Consider the following 21093-nt stretch of genomic DNA (forward strand, 5'->3'; position numbering starts at 1 on the left):
TTAGGCGTGATATTTAACCACAACTCGCGACATTATGGCGATTAATTCTAAGGATTTTCGCACATAATCCGGTTTTTTATTCTGACCCTAGATATAGAGCTTGGGAGACGATATGTCGACAAACTTCGCCGGAGACCTCCAGAATGCCCGAGACCGGGCACGCGAGTATTTGCACGCCGACGAAAACCTCTGCGTGAGCGAGCTGCTGGCTGCGCCACGCCCCAGCGACGAGATGCGCAAGAAAATTCTGAACACCTCGCGCGCACTGGTTCATCATTCGCGACAGCAGCGCAGCAAGCGCGGAACGCTGGACGCTTTCCTTCAGCAATTCGGCCTTTCCAATAAGGAAGGGGTTGCATTGATGTGTCTGGCAGAGTCCCTGCTCCGGGTACCAGACGCCGATACTGCCGACAAACTAATCGCCGAGAAAGTGCATTCCGGCAACTGGTCCAGCCATCGTGGCCAGTCCGACTCCCTGTTTGTGAACGCCTCAACCTGGGGCCTGATGCTCACCGGCAGCGTGGTGGAGCTGGACCCAGATATCACCGAGCGTCCCTCCCACTGGATGAAACGCCTGGTTAGCCGTATCGGCGAGCCCATGGTGCGCACCTCCATGATGCAGGCCATGAAAATTATGGGTGGCCAGTACGTACTCGGCCGCACCATCAGGGAAGCCCTGAAACGCGGCCCCAAAGAAAACCTCCCGGGCACCCGCTTTTCCTTCGACATGCTGGGCGAAGGCGCCCGCACCATGGCCGACGCCCACCGCTACTTCGATGCCTATATGATGGCTATCGAAGAGATCGGCAAAGACAACACCCAGCGGGATGTGGTTGAGGCCAATGGTATTTCCATCAAGCTTTCTGCCCTGCACCCCCGCTACAGTGTGCTGCAGCGGGATCGCGTAATGGACGAATTGCTGCCCCAGGTGAAGCGTCTTTGTGTCGCCGCAGCCCAATACGATATGGGCCTGAATATCGATGCAGAAGAGGCAGACCGCCTGGATATCTCGCTGGATATCTTCGAGGCCCTCGCCCGCGACCCCGAAATTAAAGACTGGCAAGGATTGGGCTTTGTACTCCAGGCCTACCAAAAGCGCGCCCCCCATGTCGCCGACTGGCTGATTGCCCTGGGCCGCGATACCGGCCGCAAACTGATGGTGCGCCTGGTTAAAGGCGCTTACTGGGATAGTGAAATCAAACACTCCCAGCAGATGGGCCTGCCGGACTACCCGGTGTACACGCGCAAATGCCACACCGATCTGTCATATCAGGTCTGTGCGAAAAAACTGTTGGAAGCTGGCGATGCAATATATCCGCAATTTGCCACCCACAACGCCTACACCGTCGGGCTGATTCTTGAGTTAGCCAATGGCCGCACCGACTTTGAATTCCAGCGCCTGCACGGCATGGGCCACTTGCTGTACGCACAAATTGAAGCGGTACACGGCAAGCGTGTGCCCGTGCGCGTCTACGCACCCGTGGGGGCACACCGTGACTTACTGCCCTACCTGGTTCGCCGCCTGCTGGAAAACGGAGCTAATAGCTCCTTTGTTAACCGCTTTATGGACGAGGCAACGCCGGTTGAAGCCCTGGTCCAGGACACCCTGGAACAAAGCGAAGCCTGCAACCCCTACCGTCACCCGCAAATTCCTGTCCCGGAGAATATTTATATGGGCGCAGAAGCCCTGCCACGGAAAAACTCACACGGCATCGAACTGACTGATCCACTCTCCGTTGATCCCCTGCTGAAAGAGCTTGAGCAGCAACGCGAAAAGCATTTCCTCGGTGGCCCTATCGTCAACGGCACCATGGGCGAAGCAGAAGAACCGGTTTACAACCCGGCAACCGGCGAAAAAATTGGACACACCGCGAATACTGACAAGCACCTGATTGAGCAGGCCTATGCCTCCGCCACTGAGGCGCAGATCGACTGGGATCGTCAGGGTGGAAAACACCGCGCGGATATTCTCGATAGAATTGCCGATCTTTACGAAGACAAAGCCAATGAACTGGCTGCAATTATTTGTATTGAAGCGGGCCGCACCCTAAATGACGGCATTAGTGAAGTCCGCGAAGCTATCGACTTCTGCCGCTATTATGCCAACGGCGCACGCCAGCATTTCAGTGAACCCACCGAACTGCCCGGCCCTACCGGTGAGCAAAATCAGCTGTATTTGAGTGGCCGTGGCACCTTCGTGTGCATCAGCCCTTGGAACTTCCCCCTGGCAATCTTTACCGGCCAGGTAGTTGCCGCACTCGCCGCCGGTAATGCCGTACTGGCCAAGCCCGCAGAGCAAACCCCCATCATCGCTGCACACGCCGTGCGCTTGATGCTCGATGCCGGCGTGCCGCCAAAAGTACTGCACTTGATCACAGGTACCGGTGCCGCAGTGGGCAAACTGCTGATCGAAGATCCCCGCCTGGGCGGTGTAGCCTTTACCGGCTCCACTGAAACCGCACGCCTGATCAACCAGCAGCTGGCAGCGAAAGAAGGTCCGATTGTACCGCTGATCGCCGAAACCGGCGGCCAAAATGTCATGGTCGTAGACTCCACTGCCCTGCCCGAGCAAGTGGTAGACGATGTAATTCAATCTGCCTTCCTCAGTGCCGGTCAGCGCTGTTCCGCTCTGCGTATCCTGTGTGTACAGGATGTCATCGCTGATAACCTGCTGAATATGCTGAAAGGCGCGTGTGAAGAACTAACCCTCGGCGATCCCGGTAAACTGGATACCGATATCGGTCCGGTTATCGACGAAAAAGCCCTCGGCATGCTGGAATCCCATCGCGAGCGCATGGCTAAAGAAGCCAAGCCGCTATTTGCATTTGAGGAAGCGAAGAAGCCCAGCAATGGCACCTTCTTCGGCCCGCAGGTAGTAGAGATTGAAGATTTCTCCGTGCTCAAGCGCGAGACTTTCGGACCTTTCCTACATGTAGTTCGCTTCAAGGCAGACGAGCTGGAAGACGTAATCCGCCGCATTAATGCCACCGGCTACGGCCTTACCTTCGGACTGCACTCCCGCATCGAAGGCCGCGCCCACGCGGTATTCAAGCGTATCAACGTCGGCAACTGCTATGTAAACCGCGATATGGTTGGTGCAGTAGTAGGTGTTAACCCCTTCGGCGGCCACGGCCTATCCGGCACCGGCCCCAAAGCCGGTGGCCCGCACTACCTATTCCGTTTCGCCAGCGAAAAAACCAAAACTATTAACACTGTTGCCACTGGCGGTAACACCGCACTGTTTACATTGGGACAATAAGCTTCCATAAAACAACAAGAGAGCGGGCTTTTAGCCCGCTTTTTTGTGGAGAAACATTTCGCCAACCCCCCATAGAGTACCAACTCCAAACTCCCCAACTCCGTAAGCTTTTCATAACCCCCTGTAAATTAATCGGATGAACCAAGGCAATTACTTCTATTTCAACCGCAGTCTTTTGCGGCAACAAACCAAGTATTTTCTTTTACAGCTCCACATAAGGTATAGTTGGCCAGCCCTAAAAAAATAGAATGGATTCAATGAAAAACATAATAGCTGGAATAACAATAGGCTTAGTCGCCGGATACTTAGGCCCATTAATTACAGAATATTCTGCAGCCATCGCTATACCCGAAGCTTTCATAGCATTTCTTTCAGACGGAGGGGCTGTCCTTTGGGAAGTTTTTGTTGTCCATTTACTAGGATATGGACTAATTGTTTTCACACTCATTTTCTTGGCATCTAGGCTGATAAAACTGCATCCATGGGCAACTGCAGCAATTGCCATTATCGCCTGCGAAGCCACTCTGTATTTTTTCCACACCAGTGAATACACACTTTACCTGCCTCATATCGTAGCTCTAGTATTTTTCGCATTCTTAAGCGCAACGCTCTCTAAGAAGAGCGCAAACATATCACCTGCCGTTTAATTACTTCTCGAGTTAAGATTAATAGAAGTTAAAGAATTTTTGATCGGCGACCTGCTCAAACTCCAATAGATGGTGTCTTATTTTTAAAATAGAACTTGATAAATAAGACACCCTATTTTGAATGGCCAGCTTGGTACTAGTACCAACAGAAAAAAGCTAAAAATAAATTTACCTTTACGACCATTCACTACCATAGAAGCCTTCCTAAACCTGTTAAATATAAAATCCCTAAGGGCATATAAAAACAGATCAGATTAAACTATCAGCTACGACAATCCAGCGCCTTCGATTCAGGAACCACAAACTCTTCACACATCACAATGCCGACAATCGTGACTGTATTGGTAGAAAATACAAAGCCCAATGACAAAACTGGTTAACCAGTGGGTAACATGAAACTGTTTCCCTTGCAGAAAGACTTTTACGCCGCCAAAGGGACAGTTCTTGTCTTGACGCGCCACCGCAGGTGGGAGAAGCTAAGGCCACTCTGGGCAATAAAAACCCTGTCCCAGTATAAAAATGAAGTTTCATGTACACCGATTTTGGGGAGTCTCAATGCGCTCGCTGATACTGATGTGGTTGCTGTCCTTCTTTTTGATTGCCTGTGGTAGTGAACCGAAAACTCACACAGAAAATTTAAATACCGAGATCAAACCCGCCTCCAAGGCAACTATTTCCCACAATAGATCCCTGGCAAAACAACTCCCCTTCGGCGATGAAACTGATTTTCTGCTGGCTAAACGAGGCTTTATTGAATCTATTCCCGGCGCCCAAGTGAAAAATACCGAAGGCCGGGAAGTCTATGGCCTATCCCAGATGCAATTTTTACAGGGCACCCCTCCTGATACCGTCAACCCCAGCCTTTGGCGTCAGGCCCAGCTCAACGTCCTGAATAACGGCCTGTTCAAAGTGGTAGATGGTATCTATCAGGTGCGCTCGCTGGATCTGGCCAATATGACTCTTGTGCAGGGAGAAAGCGGCTGGATTGTTATCGACCCTCTCACTTCTGCGGAGACTGCAGCTGCAGCACTTGCACTGGCCAACAAGGCACTAGGAGAGCAACCGGTAAGTGCAGTTATCTTTACCCATAGCCACGCAGACCATTTCGCCGGAATAACTGGAGTTCTGACTAAAGAACAGCTCGCGAGCGGTTCTATCGACATTATTGCACCAGAGGGTTTTGCTGAGGAGGCGATTAGCGAGAATGTGCGCACCGGAAACGTAATGCAACGTCGTGCGTTATACCAATTTGGAAATTTGCTGCCCTCCAGCCCGGAGGGTTTTGTCTCCTCCGGCTTAGGCAACCGGGTATCAGATGGTGAGCACGGAATAGCTACGCCAACAATAGAGATTACTGAAACCGGTGCAGAGATGACAGTTGATGGAGTGGACATCGTCTTCATTAACACGCCCGGGGCCGAAGCACCCGCAGAGATTGTGTTTTTCTTCCCTCAATTTAACGCACTCTGCATGAGTGAGATCGCCAACCATACACTGCATAATATTTACACTCTGCGTGGTGCGAAAACCCGCGATGCCAAGGCCTGGAGTCGCTATATTGAGTACGCCATGGAGAAATTTGGCGATAAGACCGAGGTGGTTTTCAGCAGCCACCACTGGCCCACCTGGGGCAAAGATGAAGCTATGGATTACCTGGCTAAGCAGAGGGATCTTTATAAATATATCCACGACCAAACACTGCGCCTAGCTAACCACGGTTACGATATGGTCGAAGTTGCAGAGCGCCTTGAGCTGCCCGAGAACCTTTCTCAGGCTTGGGCCAATCGAGGATATTACGGAACTGTCAATGTTGGAGCCAAGGCAGTTTACAATCGATATTTGGGTTATTTTGATGGCAACCCAGCAAACCTCCACCCTATTCCTCAGGAAGAAGCTGCAGAGCACTACATCGACTACATGGGGGGGGGAGAAGCCATTATGGCTCGAGCCCGACAGGATTTTGCCCAGGGCAATTATCGCTGGGTAGCCATGGTGCTAAAGCACTTGGTTTTCGCTGAACCTGAGAACGAGCAAGCCCGTTATCTATTAGCTGACAGCCTAGAGCAACTCGGCTACCAGGCAGAATCAGGTATCTGGCGTAACTTTTACCTCTCCGGAGCCAAGGAATTACGTCATGGTATCGAATACCGTGAAGAAATACTGCCCGATGAAGAAATAGTAGCGCGAGTCCCTCTCCAGCTGCTTTTCGACGCGATGGCGGTGCGCCTTAACGGTGAGAAAGCGGCAGATGCAGATATCCGCTTAAATATCGATATGACTGACACTGGAGAAAAGTACTTAGTCGTAGTGCAAAATGGGGTACTGCACGGCTACCCCGGCCGACACAGTAACGAGCCCTCTGCCAGCCTCGCTCTGAACAGTACCGACTTACGTATGATGTTTAGCGGGTTAGTAGGCGCCCCTACTCTAATCAAAGATGGTAGACTCAAGGTAAGCGGAAATCCTTTGGCACTAATAAAATTTGGGCGGTTATTTGATAAGTTTGATCGTAATTTTAGCCTTGTTACACCATAAAAAGCTCTGGCGGGCAATCCTTGGTTAACTTTAACTAAAGCTAGTCATCCACTTTGCAGAAATACTCATAGAAGCCCCATGGAGCTACTTCCCTATAGAAACAATTATCCTCGCGGTGAAGTATTTCTGTCACTTCCCGCGCCTCAAGCTCATCATAGTGATTTAATTCAAAATACTGTTCCGACTCAGAAACCAGTGTATACGAGGCGAAGTTTTGACTTTCCTCAGTATTGAGTTCCTCCTTATCGAAGTAAACCCTCACCTCAGTTTCTGTAAACTCAAAAAATAAATGCCCAAAAAAGTCATCCTCCATAAACTTTCGCGCTTTCTCTGGGACTCCCTGAACTTTACTCATACTGGAAATTGTTCTGTCCGCATTAGATTTCCAAACACCTACTAGCGCACTCTTTTTAGCCTCACATGCAAATATAAAGGGGAATATAGAGAAAAAAAGCACTAACTTATTAATCATTTACCACGCCAACAAAAGGATAATAAAACCGAAAATATAGCCCTATAGAGCGACTCACAGGCCCAAACTATGAATTGAGCCTCCTAGAGCTATCACAAAGATATGGACTTGGCGAATATATTTTGAGCCTCCCCTACTCTGAGAAATTTAACCTACTAGCCGTAGTTAACTTTGCAATCACCGAACCCACGGAAATGTGAATCTTCCATCCATACGAATCAACAAACCATTAAGAAATAACTTTTCTATCGTAAAAGAAAGATCAAACCAGGCTGCTACATATATTTTCAACAAACCCACCCTGCGGACACCCCCATTAAAACCCTGACTTAGAAGCCTACATTCAATTTTAAACTTAACAAAAACACCCTCAGCGCAAAAGATTATAACGACAGCCCTTGGTAACTGAAGCGTAAATTATACCTACAAGCCCCACAAGAATTTACCAAGGTAATATGCTATTAGTTAGCGTGAACCTTTGCGCATCCCCATGGTGCTGCCACGTTTCATTTCAACTTCATCTGCAGTAATAGATATGAGCTTATGTGATCCAACATTCGACATCATCAATCTATTTTCTTCCACAGACCAAGTACCATTCTGCCTCCAAAAATTATCAACCCAATGATATGAACCATCTTTATTTAAAGTTATCGTAACTTTTTTCGAGACAACATTTCCTGCCGCATCCTGCTCATAAAAGGACCAGGTGCCATTAAGCTCAGCAGCCTCAAAGGCATTAGCCATACCTAAAACTAAAGAAATAAGACTCGCCAGAATAAGTTTTCTTATTATTACTTCCCTCTAATTTAGAATATCTGATTTTACCGAATTCCACTCATATATATCCAAAAAAACAGCAGGTCAGATGCACTACAAACAGTGCTGCAACAGGCATCCCAAGTCCGTAACTATTTGGCTTCTGGATAAAATTAACGGAAGCTATTTTGAATTTATTCTAACATCATCAGCATATCATGCATAAATTGAGCGGCAATCTATAAACAAATTAAACCTCTCTATATACACTTCTCATGAACGCATCAACAGCCTCCATATTATCAAGAGAAAACGTAAGCTCTACGGGTGTTTCACCATCGCTATTCGGTAACATTTTAACCCCACCTAACTTTCTTAATAAAATAATAGCATCGGGTTAATTTTGCTCTGCAGCGCAATGTAAAGGGGGGCTCCATATCCGTTTCTGCACCTAATAGAATCTACATTATGCCCAATAAAGTCCGCCACTGCCTCTACATTTCTAAAAATTTCCTCAACTCATAGTATGATTCTTACGCCCGTCATATTAGGCCTTAGGGTGCTATCTTTTTCATGACAATCAAACAACTAGCAAGCAAGGAGTAACAACCCCAAGGACTCACCCGACCGCGACATCATACTCGGTATAAAATCATAACCGTTACTTATCGAATCTAACTTTAGGCATTTTATAGTAGTGTAGTACCGACAAAATGGTACCAATTGGTATATTTAACAAAGAAAAGGCCGCAAATATATGAAGGGGAATTTGACACCAGGATTTTCTACGAAAATAACCAATAATGCAGAATGCTTCAGCCCCAAAAAATAAGGTGATAAAGCCAGCAACCATCACATTGGCTACCGTAATATTATCCTCGGTCCCAATCAATCCAACCACAAAGATTAAAATAAAAATAACATCTCCAGCAAGCCGCAATCCCCATACAAAATTCAATGTCTGGATTGCCCTGGATTCTTCTATTTGCCGGCGCGACTCAGCCAACCTCTCCGAAAGAGATAAATCCTTATATGGCTTCGTCGGCTCTAATTCAGAATCAGGAGGGCTATAAATTGACTCTTCCATTTTTACACCTACTTACATAAAATTTCTTGACACATATGCCTTACATCAGGCCAACAAACTCCTAAGGCTGTGATACCCCAAATACTACCAGGCTAAAGCGCCGCAGCCTATTTTTTGTTTACTCTACATTTCTATTATTATATTTACGAATCAGTGCAATTGCCAACTTAGATTTATTAGAGATGATTTTTTTCGTAATCCTTCAAGAACGAGAAATTCGGCAGCCTGAAAAGTTAACAACTTTTCCTTTGCTCCATCGATATTTCCCGCTTCAATACTCTGAAAGATATCATAATACTTTACCGCACTATATAAAGCATAGTTTTCGCGCAATTTTCCGCAATGACGAGCATCTGTCACATTCAGTTACAGTGATTAAGTAGAAAATTGGAACCAACAGCCCACACAACTTCATTTTGTTTCATATGACCAATATGGATCCGAAGATTTTCAGTAGCGTACTCGCCATTACTAAGCTTTTTGGCACCGAAGCCAAAGATTAGATTGCCCTTGATAGTACGGATTTGTTCCTGCAACTTAGCTACAGAGGCTTGGAAGTTACTATACCTTACCTCGGAGTCCTTCACTTGGCCAAAATGAATTGCATTGTCTATATCGATTTTGAGCGTATAGTTGACCAAGTAACTAGAGGCATTAATAACCTTAGGCAAGAAATAATATAGAAATAGTAATACTACCACCCCTCCAGGGACTATCCTCTGACCAAATATACCCCTTTCAGTGAACGAACCACCCTCAATGGAAGATACAAGTGTGACCGATGCCAACCAAGTAGCAATAATGGCAATTCCTATGAAAAATCCTAACAATATACAAAGCCCTAGTGAATCAAGAAGACTCGCTTTGTAGTCGATTTTCGGAATTAGATACTTCCCACAACATTTCTTCATAGTGAGTTTTAACCCCAGCCGCACAAGCAAGCAACCTGCCACAAGCACAAAGCGTGAAACCTGTATTTGTGCCGGTGCTCCCTACGAATAATTTCAGTCATGAAGACCAGTACCCATATTATCATCAAGCACTTCTCCAGTTTGGTGGAGCCCGACGACTGTAAAATTTTCAGCCACCCAATGCAGATTGGTAATTATTTCTCGAATCGCTTTTCTATCCAGACTCAAGCTTAAGTGTGCGTAGAGAGACTGCAACTCACCGGAAAGCTGTATGCAAGAAGTCGCGACTATATCAAGCTTCCATCTCAATTCTTCAGGTTCCATTTTTTATTACTTATAATCGGGATAGGGAGGCACCTCACGATGCCCCTCCTCCCACACCACCAGGCATACGGGTCACGTACCATGGCGGTTCAATTCTATTCCCCTTCCTATCTGCCAATTCCGGCAGCCCCAAGTTCCTAAAGTATCTATTTGGCAATGCTCTGTAAAGGGCAGGACTTTTGCTTAGCCTCCATGGTCCATGCGCTGATTTGGCCGTGTTCCACGCTAAAAAACGATCAACGCCCAGCCTTCTTAATCTGCGGTAACCACTACGTCCCCATTGCTTCCATAAATAACATCGCAACTTCCGCCTTATCCACTTGTCCAGATCTTTCAGAGGGCTCAGTACTTCACTGATGTCAAAGTACGCTTTCCAACCAAGCAGGGACTTCTTTAACTCTTCCATGATCTGAGTAAACTTGCGGCCTCGTGTTCGGCGGGTGATCATTCTGATCTTGGCTTTCAATTTATTCATCGATGATTCTGATACCTTTATCCGGGCATCTTTCTTCAGCAATCTAAATCCTAGAAAGCTCCGCTTCCAGAAATGATCCTCTGCACTCTTCTCAGTATTTACTGTGAGCTTCAGCTTACATTTGATGAAGTGCGTAAGGTTTGCTTTTATCCGTTCTGCAGACCGACGACTTCCCACCAGTATTTGAAAATCATCGGCATATCGCACAAAACTGAGTTGGCGCTTGTGCAGCTCCCAGTCCAGTTCGTTAAGCACAATATTCGCTAGAAGTGGCGATAACGGCCCACCTTGCGGGACGCCTTTTGTTGTAGCTATTACCTTGCCATCGACTACCGTTGGCGCTTTTAGGTATCGATTTATCAACCCCAGCACATCAGCCGGTATTCCGCTTTGCTTCAGTGTTAGCATGAGCCTGTCATGATTCACTTCATCAAAGAAGGATTTCAAGTCCATATCGATCGTCCAGCGCTTTCCTTGCCGGACAAAGTTTTGGACCTGTCTAATCGCCTGGTGTGCCGATCGATTTGGTCTAAAACCAAAACTAAGAGCATGAAACTTCGGCTCCCGTTGCTCACTGAGTATCTGTGCGATAGCTTGCTGGATCAATCTATCTTGCACCGTTGGTATACCCAATGGACGCAGGCCTCCATTGCCTTTTGGTATAAAGATGCGTTTCACCGGTTGAGGACGATAGCTACTACTTAACACCTTTTGTCGGGTAGCAATCCAGGTCTGCTTAAGATGTTCCGGCAACTGTTTTACCGTCATACCATCGAGACCTGGCGCACCCTGGTTACGAGAAACTTGTTGTAATGCTCGAAACAGATTATTCCTATCTAGAATTCGCTGCATTAAAAGAGATGGGAAATTGGACAATGTATGATTAAGTTTCCAGTTTGATGTTCATCCAGAAAAAAATATTTTTTTTCTGGCAACTAAGTTACTTGTCAGATGCAGTCATCAAGCTCTGCATTAATAATACTGTCCAGAATTGTTCAGGCCTTCAGTAGCACGAAATCTACCTACTATGCCCTCTGCTGACTTCTATGGGTCGGTCAAAACCAATCTCTCAGTTTTCAGTTATTCCATTAACAACCCATAGACCTCCCAGGGTAAGACATTTAACTTTCTTCACGTAGATGCTGGATTTATAAAACGTAGGCCAATTGTGGATGGAGAGCTTTATGGTCACGTGCCCACTGGCTCCACCTACGTCACACCTCATATCCAGTTCTTGTTCATCACCCCGTGAATTTGCGTTGAGCTTCCTCCAGCTAATACCTCGCGATATTAACCTTGCCCTTTCGCTAACCTTCGGCTCCACGAATACCTGGTAAGAGGACTTTCACCTCTCTAGTTAAATGCCATGCCTGGCACACACGCTGCTAGCAAGGGCAGCCGAAGCAACGCGTAGGCTGTCCAGCCCAGCCCCGGAGGGGTTGGGCGAGCTTGACTAGCCTGGTTATGGCTGGCGCGCACTGAACCACCTACTTGCTCTCTACCAGCCAACTTTGGCTGGCCACTGCCCGATAAATTTAAAGGGGAAAATACCATACTTTCCCAACCGGTTAACTATCTGATTGGCACTCCATGATGGCGTAGCTGGCTTGCAGGGCTTGCTGACTTAAAACGATGGCACTGGAACGAAACTGTAGTACCAAATTGCAGAAAAACTCTCAGAAAAAAGTGCTCAGATAGAGATTGATGCTTGCAGCAGCTACAGAACATCTGAAAATCGGCCGCCACAATAACGCCTCAATAAAGGGCCGGAACGCAGCGGCGAAGCCGCGGAGTGGAGGTCCAGCCCCGTAGGGGCATCTTTGATTGATTTGTTATGTCTAAGATCTTGCCCATTGCGACCAACCTTCTGATTTAAATAGTACGGAGTTTGGTGGAACATGCCTACCCCGAATAGCCTGAGGCACTTCACCCCACTTAGACTCGAAATATTTTATGGCCTCAAATCGTAATTGGCGCCAGTGACTACGAACTGGTCCTGGGTAGCTACGACGCTCTCTCATTGATATGCGAACAATATATGAGCGGAATTGACGTTTTTGAATATTGCACCAATTCGACTTTTTATAGTGGAATGGTTTGCTCGTGTATTTAAAAGGCTCAATCCTCTTAAGCCAAACGATTTCATCCATACTTAAATTCTTGTGAGAACATAACGCCCGCGCTGTGTTTTATACACATTATTTAAGTCCATTTAGAGTTTCTGCTGCCTCTATATAATGAAGTAGCTTGGTGTATCCCTGCCAAACGGTTTTAACTCCTGGCTCGCCATCCCCTTTACGCCCCAAAAAACCTCCTAAACCTGCCAACATACGGGTTATCTCCCTCATGCTTGGGGGTTCATTTGGTGGAGTAGTTTTATCTCGCATCATCCATATCATACGCCATTCTTTTTCAGAGTAGGCACTTGTACACGGTGCGTCAGGAACTCTTCGTGCATGCGTAGTTATCGAATGTAGCCGCCATCCAATAATCATATAGATCGCAATGCAGTTCAACATGCGCTGCTCTGTTCTAAAACGGTTACTTTCTATCTGGCATCCGCCTTTCACCACCCGAAAATAGGTTTCAATTTCCCACCGGCTTCGATACCACTCAATGATGACCCTTGCCTGCTTAAAGTCTTCAACTGGAAGATCAGTTAACAGCATCCACTCAATGCCTTTTTCACCCTCTGGTGGGTTTAATTCTTTAGCCAATACAGCATAGAGAGAAAGTGGTCGTTTAGATTTTCCTTTCCCAAGTAGCCGTATCTCAGTAGTGGATACACTGACTTTGGCTTTTCTTCCAGATTCACCATTCCGTTTGGGAATATCTACCGTGTATAGACCAACAGATTTCTGCTCATTCATATGATCCCAAAGCAAAACCGTTTCTTCTCCATCGAGCTCTAAAGTGCGATTGGCCTTAGCTCGAACGATATAGCTCGCCCGCCGCTGTTCACTTTGATCTTCAGCCAGTTGAAACCACTCATGAATATCACCCTCTCTATCAGCAATACTCACAATTGTACTTTCAGGGCAGCGCTCCTGTATCTGACAAGCCGTTTCGTAATGGTCTAGCCAGCGTCGACTCTCCTTATTCTTTATCGACTTGGTATAACGGGAATTAGAGCTTGATTCCTTGTCTCTCTGCCACATACTACCCTCAACAACACCCAAGTTAACTCTTGATGGCGTTATAGCGATGGAGGTGTGCAAGAGTTGCCGATTGGTCTCTTTCCGCCTAAGTGTTCCCATCTCTTTACTTTCTAAGTCAGTGGCAAAATTTAGAAAGGTGGTATCTTGAGGGATAAGAACAACGGGCTGCGCCTTGATTCTCTCAAGAGTTGCCGATTTATGGCCGCTCATAATAGAATCAAAATTGACTTTATCATTTTCGATAAAGCGATAAGCTGCAAACGTTTCTGCCCAAGTTTTGTTTGCACAGGGAATGCTATTCTTTGGATCTGAACTTAAACTACTAAGAATATTGGACAAGCGCTTATTCAAACGTGTATCACCCATAACCTGATTTTTTACTTCCTCCATGACCCAGTCCTGCATAATTATCCAATCAAATCTGTAATTCATGCCAGGTCAAACTGTAACTTATTGATTTACATAATAAAACCGGAAAAACTTGTGTATAAAACTTAGCGCCCGCGTAATAGGCGCGAGCCTGCGAGCGTCCTAATTGACGCGTTTGTTAGCTCAGATTGACTCATAGTATGCGACCAAACCCTTGCAAAACTCTTTACCTTGAGACTCGATGCCGAATTGCCCAATTTTTTTCTTGAGTTCCATAGCTCTCATACTCTGGTGCACATTATGATTAAGCGACGGATACAAATTATGGTAAAAAAGAACTGCTTGGTACTCACCTATATGGAAATTCTGTAAGTGTGCATCGATAGATTTGGTAGCCTTCCATACCACTGCTTGATATTTTAATAGACGATCCCTTGAGAGCCTTTCGATAGGAATTGTTTTCACATCACCACTAACTCTGGCAGCTTCTATCTCCCTACCAAAAGCATGTGCTACGTTATTTCTTAGGTTCCTCATCCGATCCAATTCGGAAACATGGTTCTTTAGATACCTAGGAGCTTTTCCAAACGCACGCTCATATGCTGAGATACGACTATCCCAAGTGCCTTTTGTACACGACGTAACAATATCGTCAAAATCAAATGGCCTATCCTTACCGTGCTTTAATATCTCTATTCCATCTATCCGGTGTGAGACACCATATAAGGTTCCTATATCAGACTCCAGTGCCAGTGGAACTATTGTAGCAATATACGTTTCTAAGTTAGACAAAATAGCCACAAGAGCATTTAAGTTCATCCAATTTTCAAGGTCATTGAACGCTGATATCCAGTCTTCTAAATCACCGAAGTTTTTAGGTTCCCAAGGACGATCAAATTTAAAATGCTTGTCGGGCTCATCGTTTTTTTGAGCACCATTTTTTCCCAGATTTTGATATGTGTATTTTCTGCCGGTGTCAAAGGACGTGTACATTCTTTGAAATTCAATATTGTGTTTTTTAAACACCCTCCACGCCCAAGAACTTTTTGCTCTCGGTTTCCATCGATCAAACTGGTACGTACTTTTTCCCATAAGTCCCTTTGCTAGTTATATTAGGAGCTAACAGCTATATAGTAATCATTCTGACCACTATTATATTGACTACTATCTCATAATCAATCTGCCGCCACCACTACAGTTTCCCATTGAAAGTCAGTTAGTTACACCAAAATGGCACGATTAAACAAACTGCAAAAACGATCACTATGACTACTATCTCAATTTTACCCTACTCACGTAACCCCATAATTTATAAGTGTTTTTCACCGTTTTTCAATCGAACCCAGAAATAACACTCATCATGATCATATTTCACCGTGCTGGCACTTACTAACTGGCGCAAATTATAGTCTAACCAATATTCGAATGAACTTAGCCGTGAACCGTGAACCGTGAACAGGCTCCTAAAACTTAATATTTAGAAAGAGGGAGCAACTTTGAGGGCAGGCATGTCTGGATGGCTTAAGTAGATTTTAAAGGCCAAGAAACTACCTCTACACAATAACCTATTAGACCTCAAGCTTTCTTACTACCAAAAATCTATTTTTGAACATTTAAACGTTCTATCACTTCCAACACCGAATTAAAGCCCTTCGTATGAAACGCATTCATACCCACCTTATTCGCCACCTCTACATTTCTAGGGATATCATCCATGTAGACAACACTACTGGCTTCAACTTCCAGCTGCTCAAGCGCGTGCTTGAAAAATGCTTCATCGGGCTTTGCCATACCTATAAGGTGGGAAGCAAATATTCGGCCCAAGTAGTTATGTGCATTAAATTCATGAGTGATGCGTGGCCAGTGAAGTTCATTGGTATTTGTCAATGCGGCCACTCTGTAGTTTGTCTCTAGAGAGCTGAGTAATTCAATTGCTCCTGGATAGAATCCAGCAGGCCAGTTTGTGAAATGATCGATAATAGTCTCTATCGATTCCTCTATTTCCAATTGAGATTTTAAAGCGTTTGCAAATTCTTCCGTGGTGATTTCTCCTCTCTCAAACTGCCTTACCGGACCGGAGATAATGACATCAGTCACAGGCGCTTTACCGGTTGGTAATGGACGGCCTTTTAGCTCTATTAGTACGCCGCCGAGATCAAACAGTAATACATCAATTTTCAAAACCCATAACCCTCATATTTTCAATGGCCAGAAACGCGCTGCTCACTCTTCACCATCAGATACGCCTCGGAGAGATCAAGGCTAGTGCTATCAAATTAGCCAATATCATTCTTATCGTCCTACTTTCTTTCTCACTATGATCTAAGATCCCAAGTACAATCAGAAGCTAGTAAGCAAACTATGACGACTTCCCTTCATGAGCTTGTGGAGATGGTGCTCGCAAGAAAGATTAGCGCAGTATCACTGATTGAAGAAGCTTGTGACAATGCAGTTGCTCATTCCGAACTCAATGCTTTTATCTGCCTCGATCGGCATGGCGCCCTTCAAAAAGCCAAATGCATTGACAGGGAATTGGCCTCCGGTAGCCACCGTAGGCCCCTTGCCGGTATCCCCATCGTTGTTAAAGACAATATCAATGTAAAGGGTATGCATACCACTGCTGGGACCCTTGGCATGAACTTTCTGCCGAAGTCCTCTGCCCCAGTGGTTGAACGGCTAGAGGGATGTGGGGCCATAGTGGTTGGGAAGACCAATCTACATGAACTCGCCTTTGGCGTAACCTCCAATAACGCTGCATTTGGTGCCGTAAGGAATCCGTGGGACATCGCTTACTTCCCCGGCGGTTCATCGGGGGGCACCGCTGTTGCTGTAGCCGCGGGGATTGTGCCCGCTGGCCTCGGCACCGATACCGCCGGCTCCGTCAGATTACCGGCGGCGTTAACTGGTATTGTTGGCTTTCGCCCTTCAACTGGCAGCCTTAGCAGCCAGGGAGTCGTACCCTCTGTGCCAGCATTTGACACTATCGGCCCTATGGCTGTTAGTGTCGAAGATACCATCTATCTGTTTGAAGTGATGACAAGGGGCTCCGTACCCCAATGCAAGCCAATCAATCAGTTGCGCTTGGGGCTTGCCCACCCTCTATTTGACAACCTCTCACCTGGAGTAAACCAGTCTTTCAGGGCTCTAATAAGCACCCTTATTGATGCCGGAGTAGACCTTGTAGAAGTAGACCTTTCGCCAATAGTCAGCGCCGCTCTCGAAATCGGATTTCCCGTCGGATTTCATCAGATGCGGACAGCCATGGGGCATTTTCTGGCGAATTATCAACCGCAAACTCAACTAGAGGGTTTGGTAGCAATGATCAAAAGTGAGGATGTGAAAGAGGTCTATCAGGAATCAGTGCTCGGCCCTAAGGCACCGCCAGACTCAGCTTATCAAGCGGCCTTAAAGAAATTGCCTGCTGTGCACGAGAGCTATTCGAAGATCATCCAGCAGCATCAACTGGACGCGATCGTATTTCCAACTGCACCTATCGAAGCGCAACCCCTGGAAACATCCTCATATCAACTGGAGCTAAATAGACAGACACTCCCCACCCTGGACACACTGATATACAACAATGTCTCCGCACCAGTTACCGGTGCCCCAAGCATCAGCATCCCCATCGGGCCTGGTACCAATGGATTACCGGTGGGCCTGGAGATAGATGGGTTACCTGGAGCGGATTTGGCACTACTTGCCGTAGCTAGACAGATCGAACAGGTAATAACACTCCAAAAGTAAGAGGAACTATCCCCCCTCTTCCCCTCGGGGAATTGTCTTCCATATAGCGGTATTACTTGATGAGTAAATTGCTTTACCGTCAGTTGCTACGCTATATACACCGCCGGGAACAGGGTAAAGATTAACCAGGGAGCCGTTCTCTCGATAGTGTCGCAGCCCGTCACCTGCCGCCACCCACAGATCATTTTTGGGGCCAGTAACAATAAAACCATCAGGAATCCCTACTGGTACCGACAAAACCCATTGCTTCTCTTCCAATTTTTCCGGGGATGGCAAAGCGCTTACATAAATGTCTTTTGTTTTTTTGGGGTTGTAAGGATTCTTTCCATCGATAGCTGCAGTATCACCAATATAAATTTGGTTGCCTATTGGAGAGATTGCCAACCCATGAGGCATCATGTACTCCGCTGACAAGCGAATTAACTTTTTTGTTGAAGGATCAAAAGCATAGACAGCTGGCGTTAACATTGGCTCAGGCTTGAAGCCTTGGTTGTAGCCATAATCAGGATCGGTGAAGTAGATCCAGCCAGAGGGTGACTGTACAACTTTATTGGGTGAATTAAATGGCTTGCCTTTATAGGCATCTACAAGCACTTCTCGTTGACCGTCTGAAAGGCTTATGCGGCTGATAGCGCCCGGGGTTGCTCCTTTCCCCTGCTCTGCAACCAATAAATGTTCACCGTCATTGCTAAGCCACATGCTATTTGCCATATTGCTTCGGTGCTTCCAGGTTACAACTTCTCCAGTAATAAAGTCGTAGTAACGGATCGATATTTGTGGATTCTCAATCTCTAAATCTGGAACACTGGTGAAGTAGAGACGTTTCTGGGAGGGTACATAAACAAGCCCCTCATGTGCATCCGTTTCCACCAAGATCGAATGGGTAGCCTGCATCGGGGAATTCCCCAGTAGATAATTGCTGTAAGTAATAGCCAAGAAAAGGACTGAGCTGAAAAGCAAAGAAAAGAAGACACTGGGGGATTTAGTAGTCATATCGCCCCTAATTAGACTTTATCTGTACGGATACTTCGGCGACTATTCTACTGTGAGCCGCTGAAGGTATCATCAGGGTCATTCTCTGAACCCACACTGGAAACGGCCTTATCCAGCATTCTATTGATCTCCCCACTCTCCTTTAGGCTTTCTAGAGCAGAATTTAATCGTTCGAGCAGTTCCTTATTCCCTTTCTTAACACCGATACCAAAGGGCTTTGGCGGGAAGTCTCCACTAATATTCACCAGACGATATAAAGTCGGATAGGCTGATGCCTTACGCAAAAGTACTAGGTTAATAATGTCATTGGAGGCAGCATCAGCATTTCCGCTTTGAACAGCCTCTAAGGTCGCTGAGCTTGTGGGCGCTACAACCAATCTTGCCCCCTCCAATGACGGCAGGACAGCACGCATTCTTTTTAGGGAAAGTGAGCCTTTAGTAACAGCAATTATCTTACCTTCCAGATCAATAAAGCTCTCAATATCGCTATCTTTATGGACCAGTAAACCCTCCCCAGTGACGTAATAAGGAATCGAAAAGTCCACTTTTTCTTCGCGCTCTGGAGTGATGGTAAACTGGGATACCACCATATCCACTCTTCCGTCTTCAAGTGCCTTTATACGATCCTCATCCAGCACACGGGTTAGCCTTATATAGCCAGGGCCGCCAAATAACTTCTCCCCAATTGCCCTGACCAGGTCAGGCTCAAAGCCTTCTATAGCGCCAGAAGAGGGTTCTCTATACGCCAGCCCTGGAATATCATAAGTAACCCCAGCAACTAGCTCTCGATCCTCAAGATCAGCCCAAACATACCCCACATAAATAACCGATAAAACTAGCAAGCTGCCTATTAGACGGGACACTAGATACATAGCTAAGATCCAGTAATTTCAAATATATTGGCTCAGAGCCCCCTAAGTAATTCTGTAATATCCACTGAGACACCAAAGGCCGAAACCTTAGTCGACTAGCAGAAAGAGGCTATAGGTAAATATAGGCGTATATAAAACCAATACAGGTGATACTGCACTTTAAGCTACTACGGATATTGGCTTGCTGGCGTATCTATAATTGACAAGCGGACTATTCGTGCCACCAATACAATAAGCGCAATGTTTTTTCATTTTCATAATTACTAACATTGCGCTTGTTGACACCCACTTACTGCTTAGCACCTAACCCTTTCTCTTTTTCAACACCATCAGTTTTGCAAAGGTACGCACGGAGACTGTCTCCACCAAGTGGAAAGGGCTATCACTAAAGAGTTGGTTCCATTCGCTGTAAGTTCGCTCCCGCCCACGAGTTCCCATCAACATCTGCATGTCCATGGCAGCCAAATTAAGGTCTGCGCGCTTTTCAGGTAATACTGCGTCAACAATAGCAAGCGTAGCATTTTGCCCTTGCATGGCAGAGTAAATATTATTGAGAAGTCGCTTTGCCTTGCTGTCATTCAGCAAGTGAAAAACAGCCGTACACAAGTAGATATTCTTATCACTGTTAGCTACCGGCAGTCTATCGTTAATAATATCTGCTGGGAAGAAGTCCAATCGCTCTTCAACTGAATCACTCAGTGAGTTTTTCCAGTACTCTCTTGCCGTCCCCTCAACATTATTCCTGTCGACCACCATCGCCGTTATGTGTTTATATGAAGAGAGGACACTCGCACTTTTGCTGCCTTTTGCCCCACCCAAGTCAATAACCCTATCAAACCTGCTCCAATCAAAATCTTGTAAATACTGTAGCCCGGTAAGATTATCAACGGTATCCATAGCGTCCGAAAACAGCGTGCTAACAGATTGATGATCATTCATATAATCAAACATTTCCTGATTATAAACACCTTCAAAAGGCACACTCCCATCTTTAATATGGTCTTCAAACCCATTAAACCAAGGCTTGCTGAATTCTGGGGAGTTATGCATAAGCACCATGCTTCTTACGCTGTTACTGGCATCACTGCGCAACACTTCAGAGTTTCGATTGTGCGAAAAGTGCCTTGCTTTTACCTCCTTAAAAATTCCCATTGCACACAACATCCTCATCAATCGATATAGATGCTCTTTATCTGCATTACAATCATTTGCCAGTTTTTCTACTGGGACGACTTCACCGTTAATATGATCAGCTATATTTAATCGGACAGCTGTATACAGACATCTAGACTGCCAAAATAGCGATCCAATTTGCATTACTCGAAATGGAGGCGGCATCAGAGCATTAGGAATATTACAAATACTATTAATCATATTAGAAGCGCGCTGAAAGACCCAATTTACGGCTCTATTTTTTTGCATTGACTGGGGCATAAGAACTCCTCAGAAATAACATCTGATTAAAAATAGATATAAGAGACCGGCCTC

General features: G+C 46.0%; 17 protein-coding genes. 4 read left to right on the forward strand and 13 right to left on the reverse strand.

Annotation, left to right across the window (positions count from 1 at the left end; genetic code table 11):
* Positions 1-112: 112 nt before the first annotated feature.
* The 3 genes from putA (at position 113) to ACJJIE_RS07715 (ending at position 6441) form a co-directional block, all read left to right on the forward strand.
* A complete protein-coding gene (gene putA, locus ACJJIE_RS07705) occupies positions 113-3259 on the forward strand; it encodes a bifunctional proline dehydrogenase/L-glutamate gamma-semialdehyde dehydrogenase PutA (protein ID WP_444894173.1) in 3147 nt (1048 codons plus the stop codon).
* Between the two features lie 257 nt (positions 3260-3516).
* Positions 3517-3906: a hypothetical protein gene (locus tag ACJJIE_RS07710; protein ID WP_444894174.1), complete on the forward strand. Its 390-nt coding sequence runs from the start codon at positions 3517-3519 to the stop codon at positions 3904-3906.
* 555 nt (positions 3907-4461) lie between these two features.
* Positions 4462-6441: an alkyl/aryl-sulfatase gene (locus ACJJIE_RS07715; protein WP_444894175.1), complete on the forward strand. Its 1980-nt coding sequence runs from the start codon at positions 4462-4464 to the stop codon at positions 6439-6441.
* 40 nt (positions 6442-6481) lie between these two features.
* Here the strand turns inward: ACJJIE_RS07715 and ACJJIE_RS07720 are convergent, their stop codons facing one another.
* The 10 genes from ACJJIE_RS07720 to ACJJIE_RS07765 form a co-directional block, all read right to left on the reverse strand.
* Positions 6482-6796 carry a hypothetical protein gene (locus ACJJIE_RS07720; RefSeq protein WP_444894176.1) on the reverse strand — a complete coding sequence of 105 codons (315 nt, stop codon included), beginning with the start codon at positions 6794-6796 and terminating at the stop codon, positions 6482-6484.
* 582 nt (positions 6797-7378) lie between these two features.
* On the reverse strand, positions 7379-7660 hold the full coding sequence (locus ACJJIE_RS07725) for a hypothetical protein (RefSeq protein ID WP_444894177.1): 282 nt from the start codon (positions 7658-7660) through the stop codon (positions 7379-7381).
* Positions 7661-8333: 673 nt separating this feature from the next.
* Positions 8334-8759 carry a hypothetical protein gene (locus ACJJIE_RS07730; protein WP_444894178.1) on the reverse strand — a complete coding sequence of 142 codons (426 nt, stop codon included), beginning with the start codon at positions 8757-8759 and terminating at the stop codon, positions 8334-8336.
* 150 nt (positions 8760-8909) lie between these two features.
* Positions 8910-9119 carry a hypothetical protein gene (locus ACJJIE_RS07735; RefSeq protein WP_444894179.1) on the reverse strand — a complete coding sequence of 70 codons (210 nt, stop codon included), beginning with the start codon at positions 9117-9119 and terminating at the stop codon, positions 8910-8912.
* Positions 9120-9121: 2 nt separating this feature from the next.
* Entirely contained in the window at positions 9122-9718 is a 597-nt protein-coding gene (locus ACJJIE_RS07740; protein WP_444894180.1) for a hypothetical protein, read from the reverse strand.
* Between the two features lie 45 nt (positions 9719-9763).
* Positions 9764-9994 (reverse strand): hypothetical protein, encoded by a 231-nt coding sequence (locus tag ACJJIE_RS07745; RefSeq protein ID WP_282933231.1) that lies wholly within the window; start codon positions 9992-9994, stop codon positions 9764-9766.
* Positions 9995-10028: 34 nt separating this feature from the next.
* Positions 10029-11321: a group II intron reverse transcriptase/maturase gene (gene ltrA / locus ACJJIE_RS07750; RefSeq protein ID WP_444894755.1), complete on the reverse strand. Its 1293-nt coding sequence runs from the start codon at positions 11319-11321 to the stop codon at positions 10029-10031.
* 1346 nt (positions 11322-12667) lie between these two features.
* Positions 12668-14059 (reverse strand): IS4 family transposase, encoded by a 1392-nt coding sequence (locus ACJJIE_RS07755; protein WP_507021888.1) that lies wholly within the window; start codon positions 14057-14059, stop codon positions 12668-12670.
* A 120-nt stretch (positions 14060-14179) separates the two neighbouring features.
* Positions 14180-15022: a hypothetical protein gene (locus tag ACJJIE_RS07760; RefSeq protein ID WP_444894182.1), complete on the reverse strand. Its 843-nt coding sequence runs from the start codon at positions 15020-15022 to the stop codon at positions 14180-14182.
* Between the two features lie 573 nt (positions 15023-15595).
* On the reverse strand, positions 15596-16177 hold the full coding sequence (locus ACJJIE_RS07765) for an HAD family hydrolase (RefSeq protein WP_444894183.1): 582 nt from the start codon (positions 16175-16177) through the stop codon (positions 15596-15598).
* A gap of 180 nt (positions 16178-16357) precedes the next feature.
* On the opposite strand from ACJJIE_RS07765, the gene ACJJIE_RS07770 reads away from it, so the two are divergent.
* A complete protein-coding gene (locus ACJJIE_RS07770; RefSeq protein ID WP_444894184.1) occupies positions 16358-17740 on the forward strand; it encodes an amidase family protein in 1383 nt (460 codons plus the stop codon).
* Between the two features lie 6 nt (positions 17741-17746).
* Here the strand turns inward: ACJJIE_RS07770 and ACJJIE_RS07775 are convergent, their stop codons facing one another.
* The 3 genes from ACJJIE_RS07775 to ACJJIE_RS07785 form a co-directional block, all read right to left on the reverse strand.
* The gene (locus ACJJIE_RS07775; RefSeq protein WP_444894185.1) at positions 17747-18634 is read right to left on the reverse strand and encodes an SMP-30/gluconolactonase/LRE family protein; all 888 of its coding nucleotides are present in this window, start codon (positions 18632-18634) and stop codon (positions 17747-17749) included.
* Positions 18635-18780: 146 nt separating this feature from the next.
* On the reverse strand, positions 18781-19605 hold the full coding sequence (locus tag ACJJIE_RS07780) for a transporter substrate-binding domain-containing protein (protein WP_444894186.1): 825 nt from the start codon (positions 19603-19605) through the stop codon (positions 18781-18783).
* 303 nt (positions 19606-19908) lie between these two features.
* Positions 19909-21039, reverse strand: coding sequence for a methyltransferase (locus ACJJIE_RS07785; RefSeq protein ID WP_444894187.1), 1131 nt, complete (start codon positions 21037-21039; stop codon positions 19909-19911).
* Positions 21040-21093 lie beyond the last annotated feature (54 nt).

The organism is Microbulbifer maximicatervae (SeqCode) (genome assembly GCF_052467325.1).

Coding starts and splice junctions, on each gene's coding strand:
- ACJJIE_RS07730 (WP_444894178.1), bottom strand. CDS start 8,759: ATGGAAGAGTCAATTTATAGCCCTCCTGATTCTGAATTAGAGCCGACG.
- ACJJIE_RS07770 (WP_444894184.1), top strand. CDS start 16,358: ATGACGACTTCCCTTCATGAGCTTGTGGAGATGGTGCTCGCAAGAAAG.
- ACJJIE_RS07755 (WP_507021888.1), bottom strand. CDS start 14,059: ATGAATTACAGATTTGATTGGATAATTATGCAGGACTGGGTCATGGAG.
- ACJJIE_RS07720 (WP_444894176.1), bottom strand. CDS start 6,796: ATGAGTAAAGTTCAGGGAGTCCCAGAGAAAGCGCGAAAGTTTATGGAG.
- putA (WP_444894173.1), top strand. CDS start 113: ATGTCGACAAACTTCGCCGGAGACCTCCAGAATGCCCGAGACCGGGCA.
- ACJJIE_RS07775 (WP_444894185.1), bottom strand. CDS start 18,634: ATGCAGGCTACCCATTCGATCTTGGTGGAAACGGATGCACATGAGGGG.
- ACJJIE_RS07710 (WP_444894174.1), top strand. CDS start 3,517: ATGAAAAACATAATAGCTGGAATAACAATAGGCTTAGTCGCCGGATAC.
- ACJJIE_RS07780 (WP_444894186.1), bottom strand. CDS start 19,605: ATGTATCTAGTGTCCCGTCTAATAGGCAGCTTGCTAGTTTTATCGGTT.
- ltrA (WP_444894755.1), bottom strand. CDS start 11,321: ATGCAGCGAATTCTAGATAGGAATAATCTGTTTCGAGCATTACAACAA.
- ACJJIE_RS07715 (WP_444894175.1), top strand. CDS start 4,462: ATGCGCTCGCTGATACTGATGTGGTTGCTGTCCTTCTTTTTGATTGCC.
- ACJJIE_RS07745 (WP_282933231.1), bottom strand. CDS start 9,994: ATGGAACCTGAAGAATTGAGATGGAAGCTTGATATAGTCGCGACTTCT.
- ACJJIE_RS07725 (WP_444894177.1), bottom strand. CDS start 7,660: ATGGCTAATGCCTTTGAGGCTGCTGAGCTTAATGGCACCTGGTCCTTT.
- ACJJIE_RS07785 (WP_444894187.1), bottom strand. CDS start 21,039: ATGCCCCAGTCAATGCAAAAAAATAGAGCCGTAAATTGGGTCTTTCAG.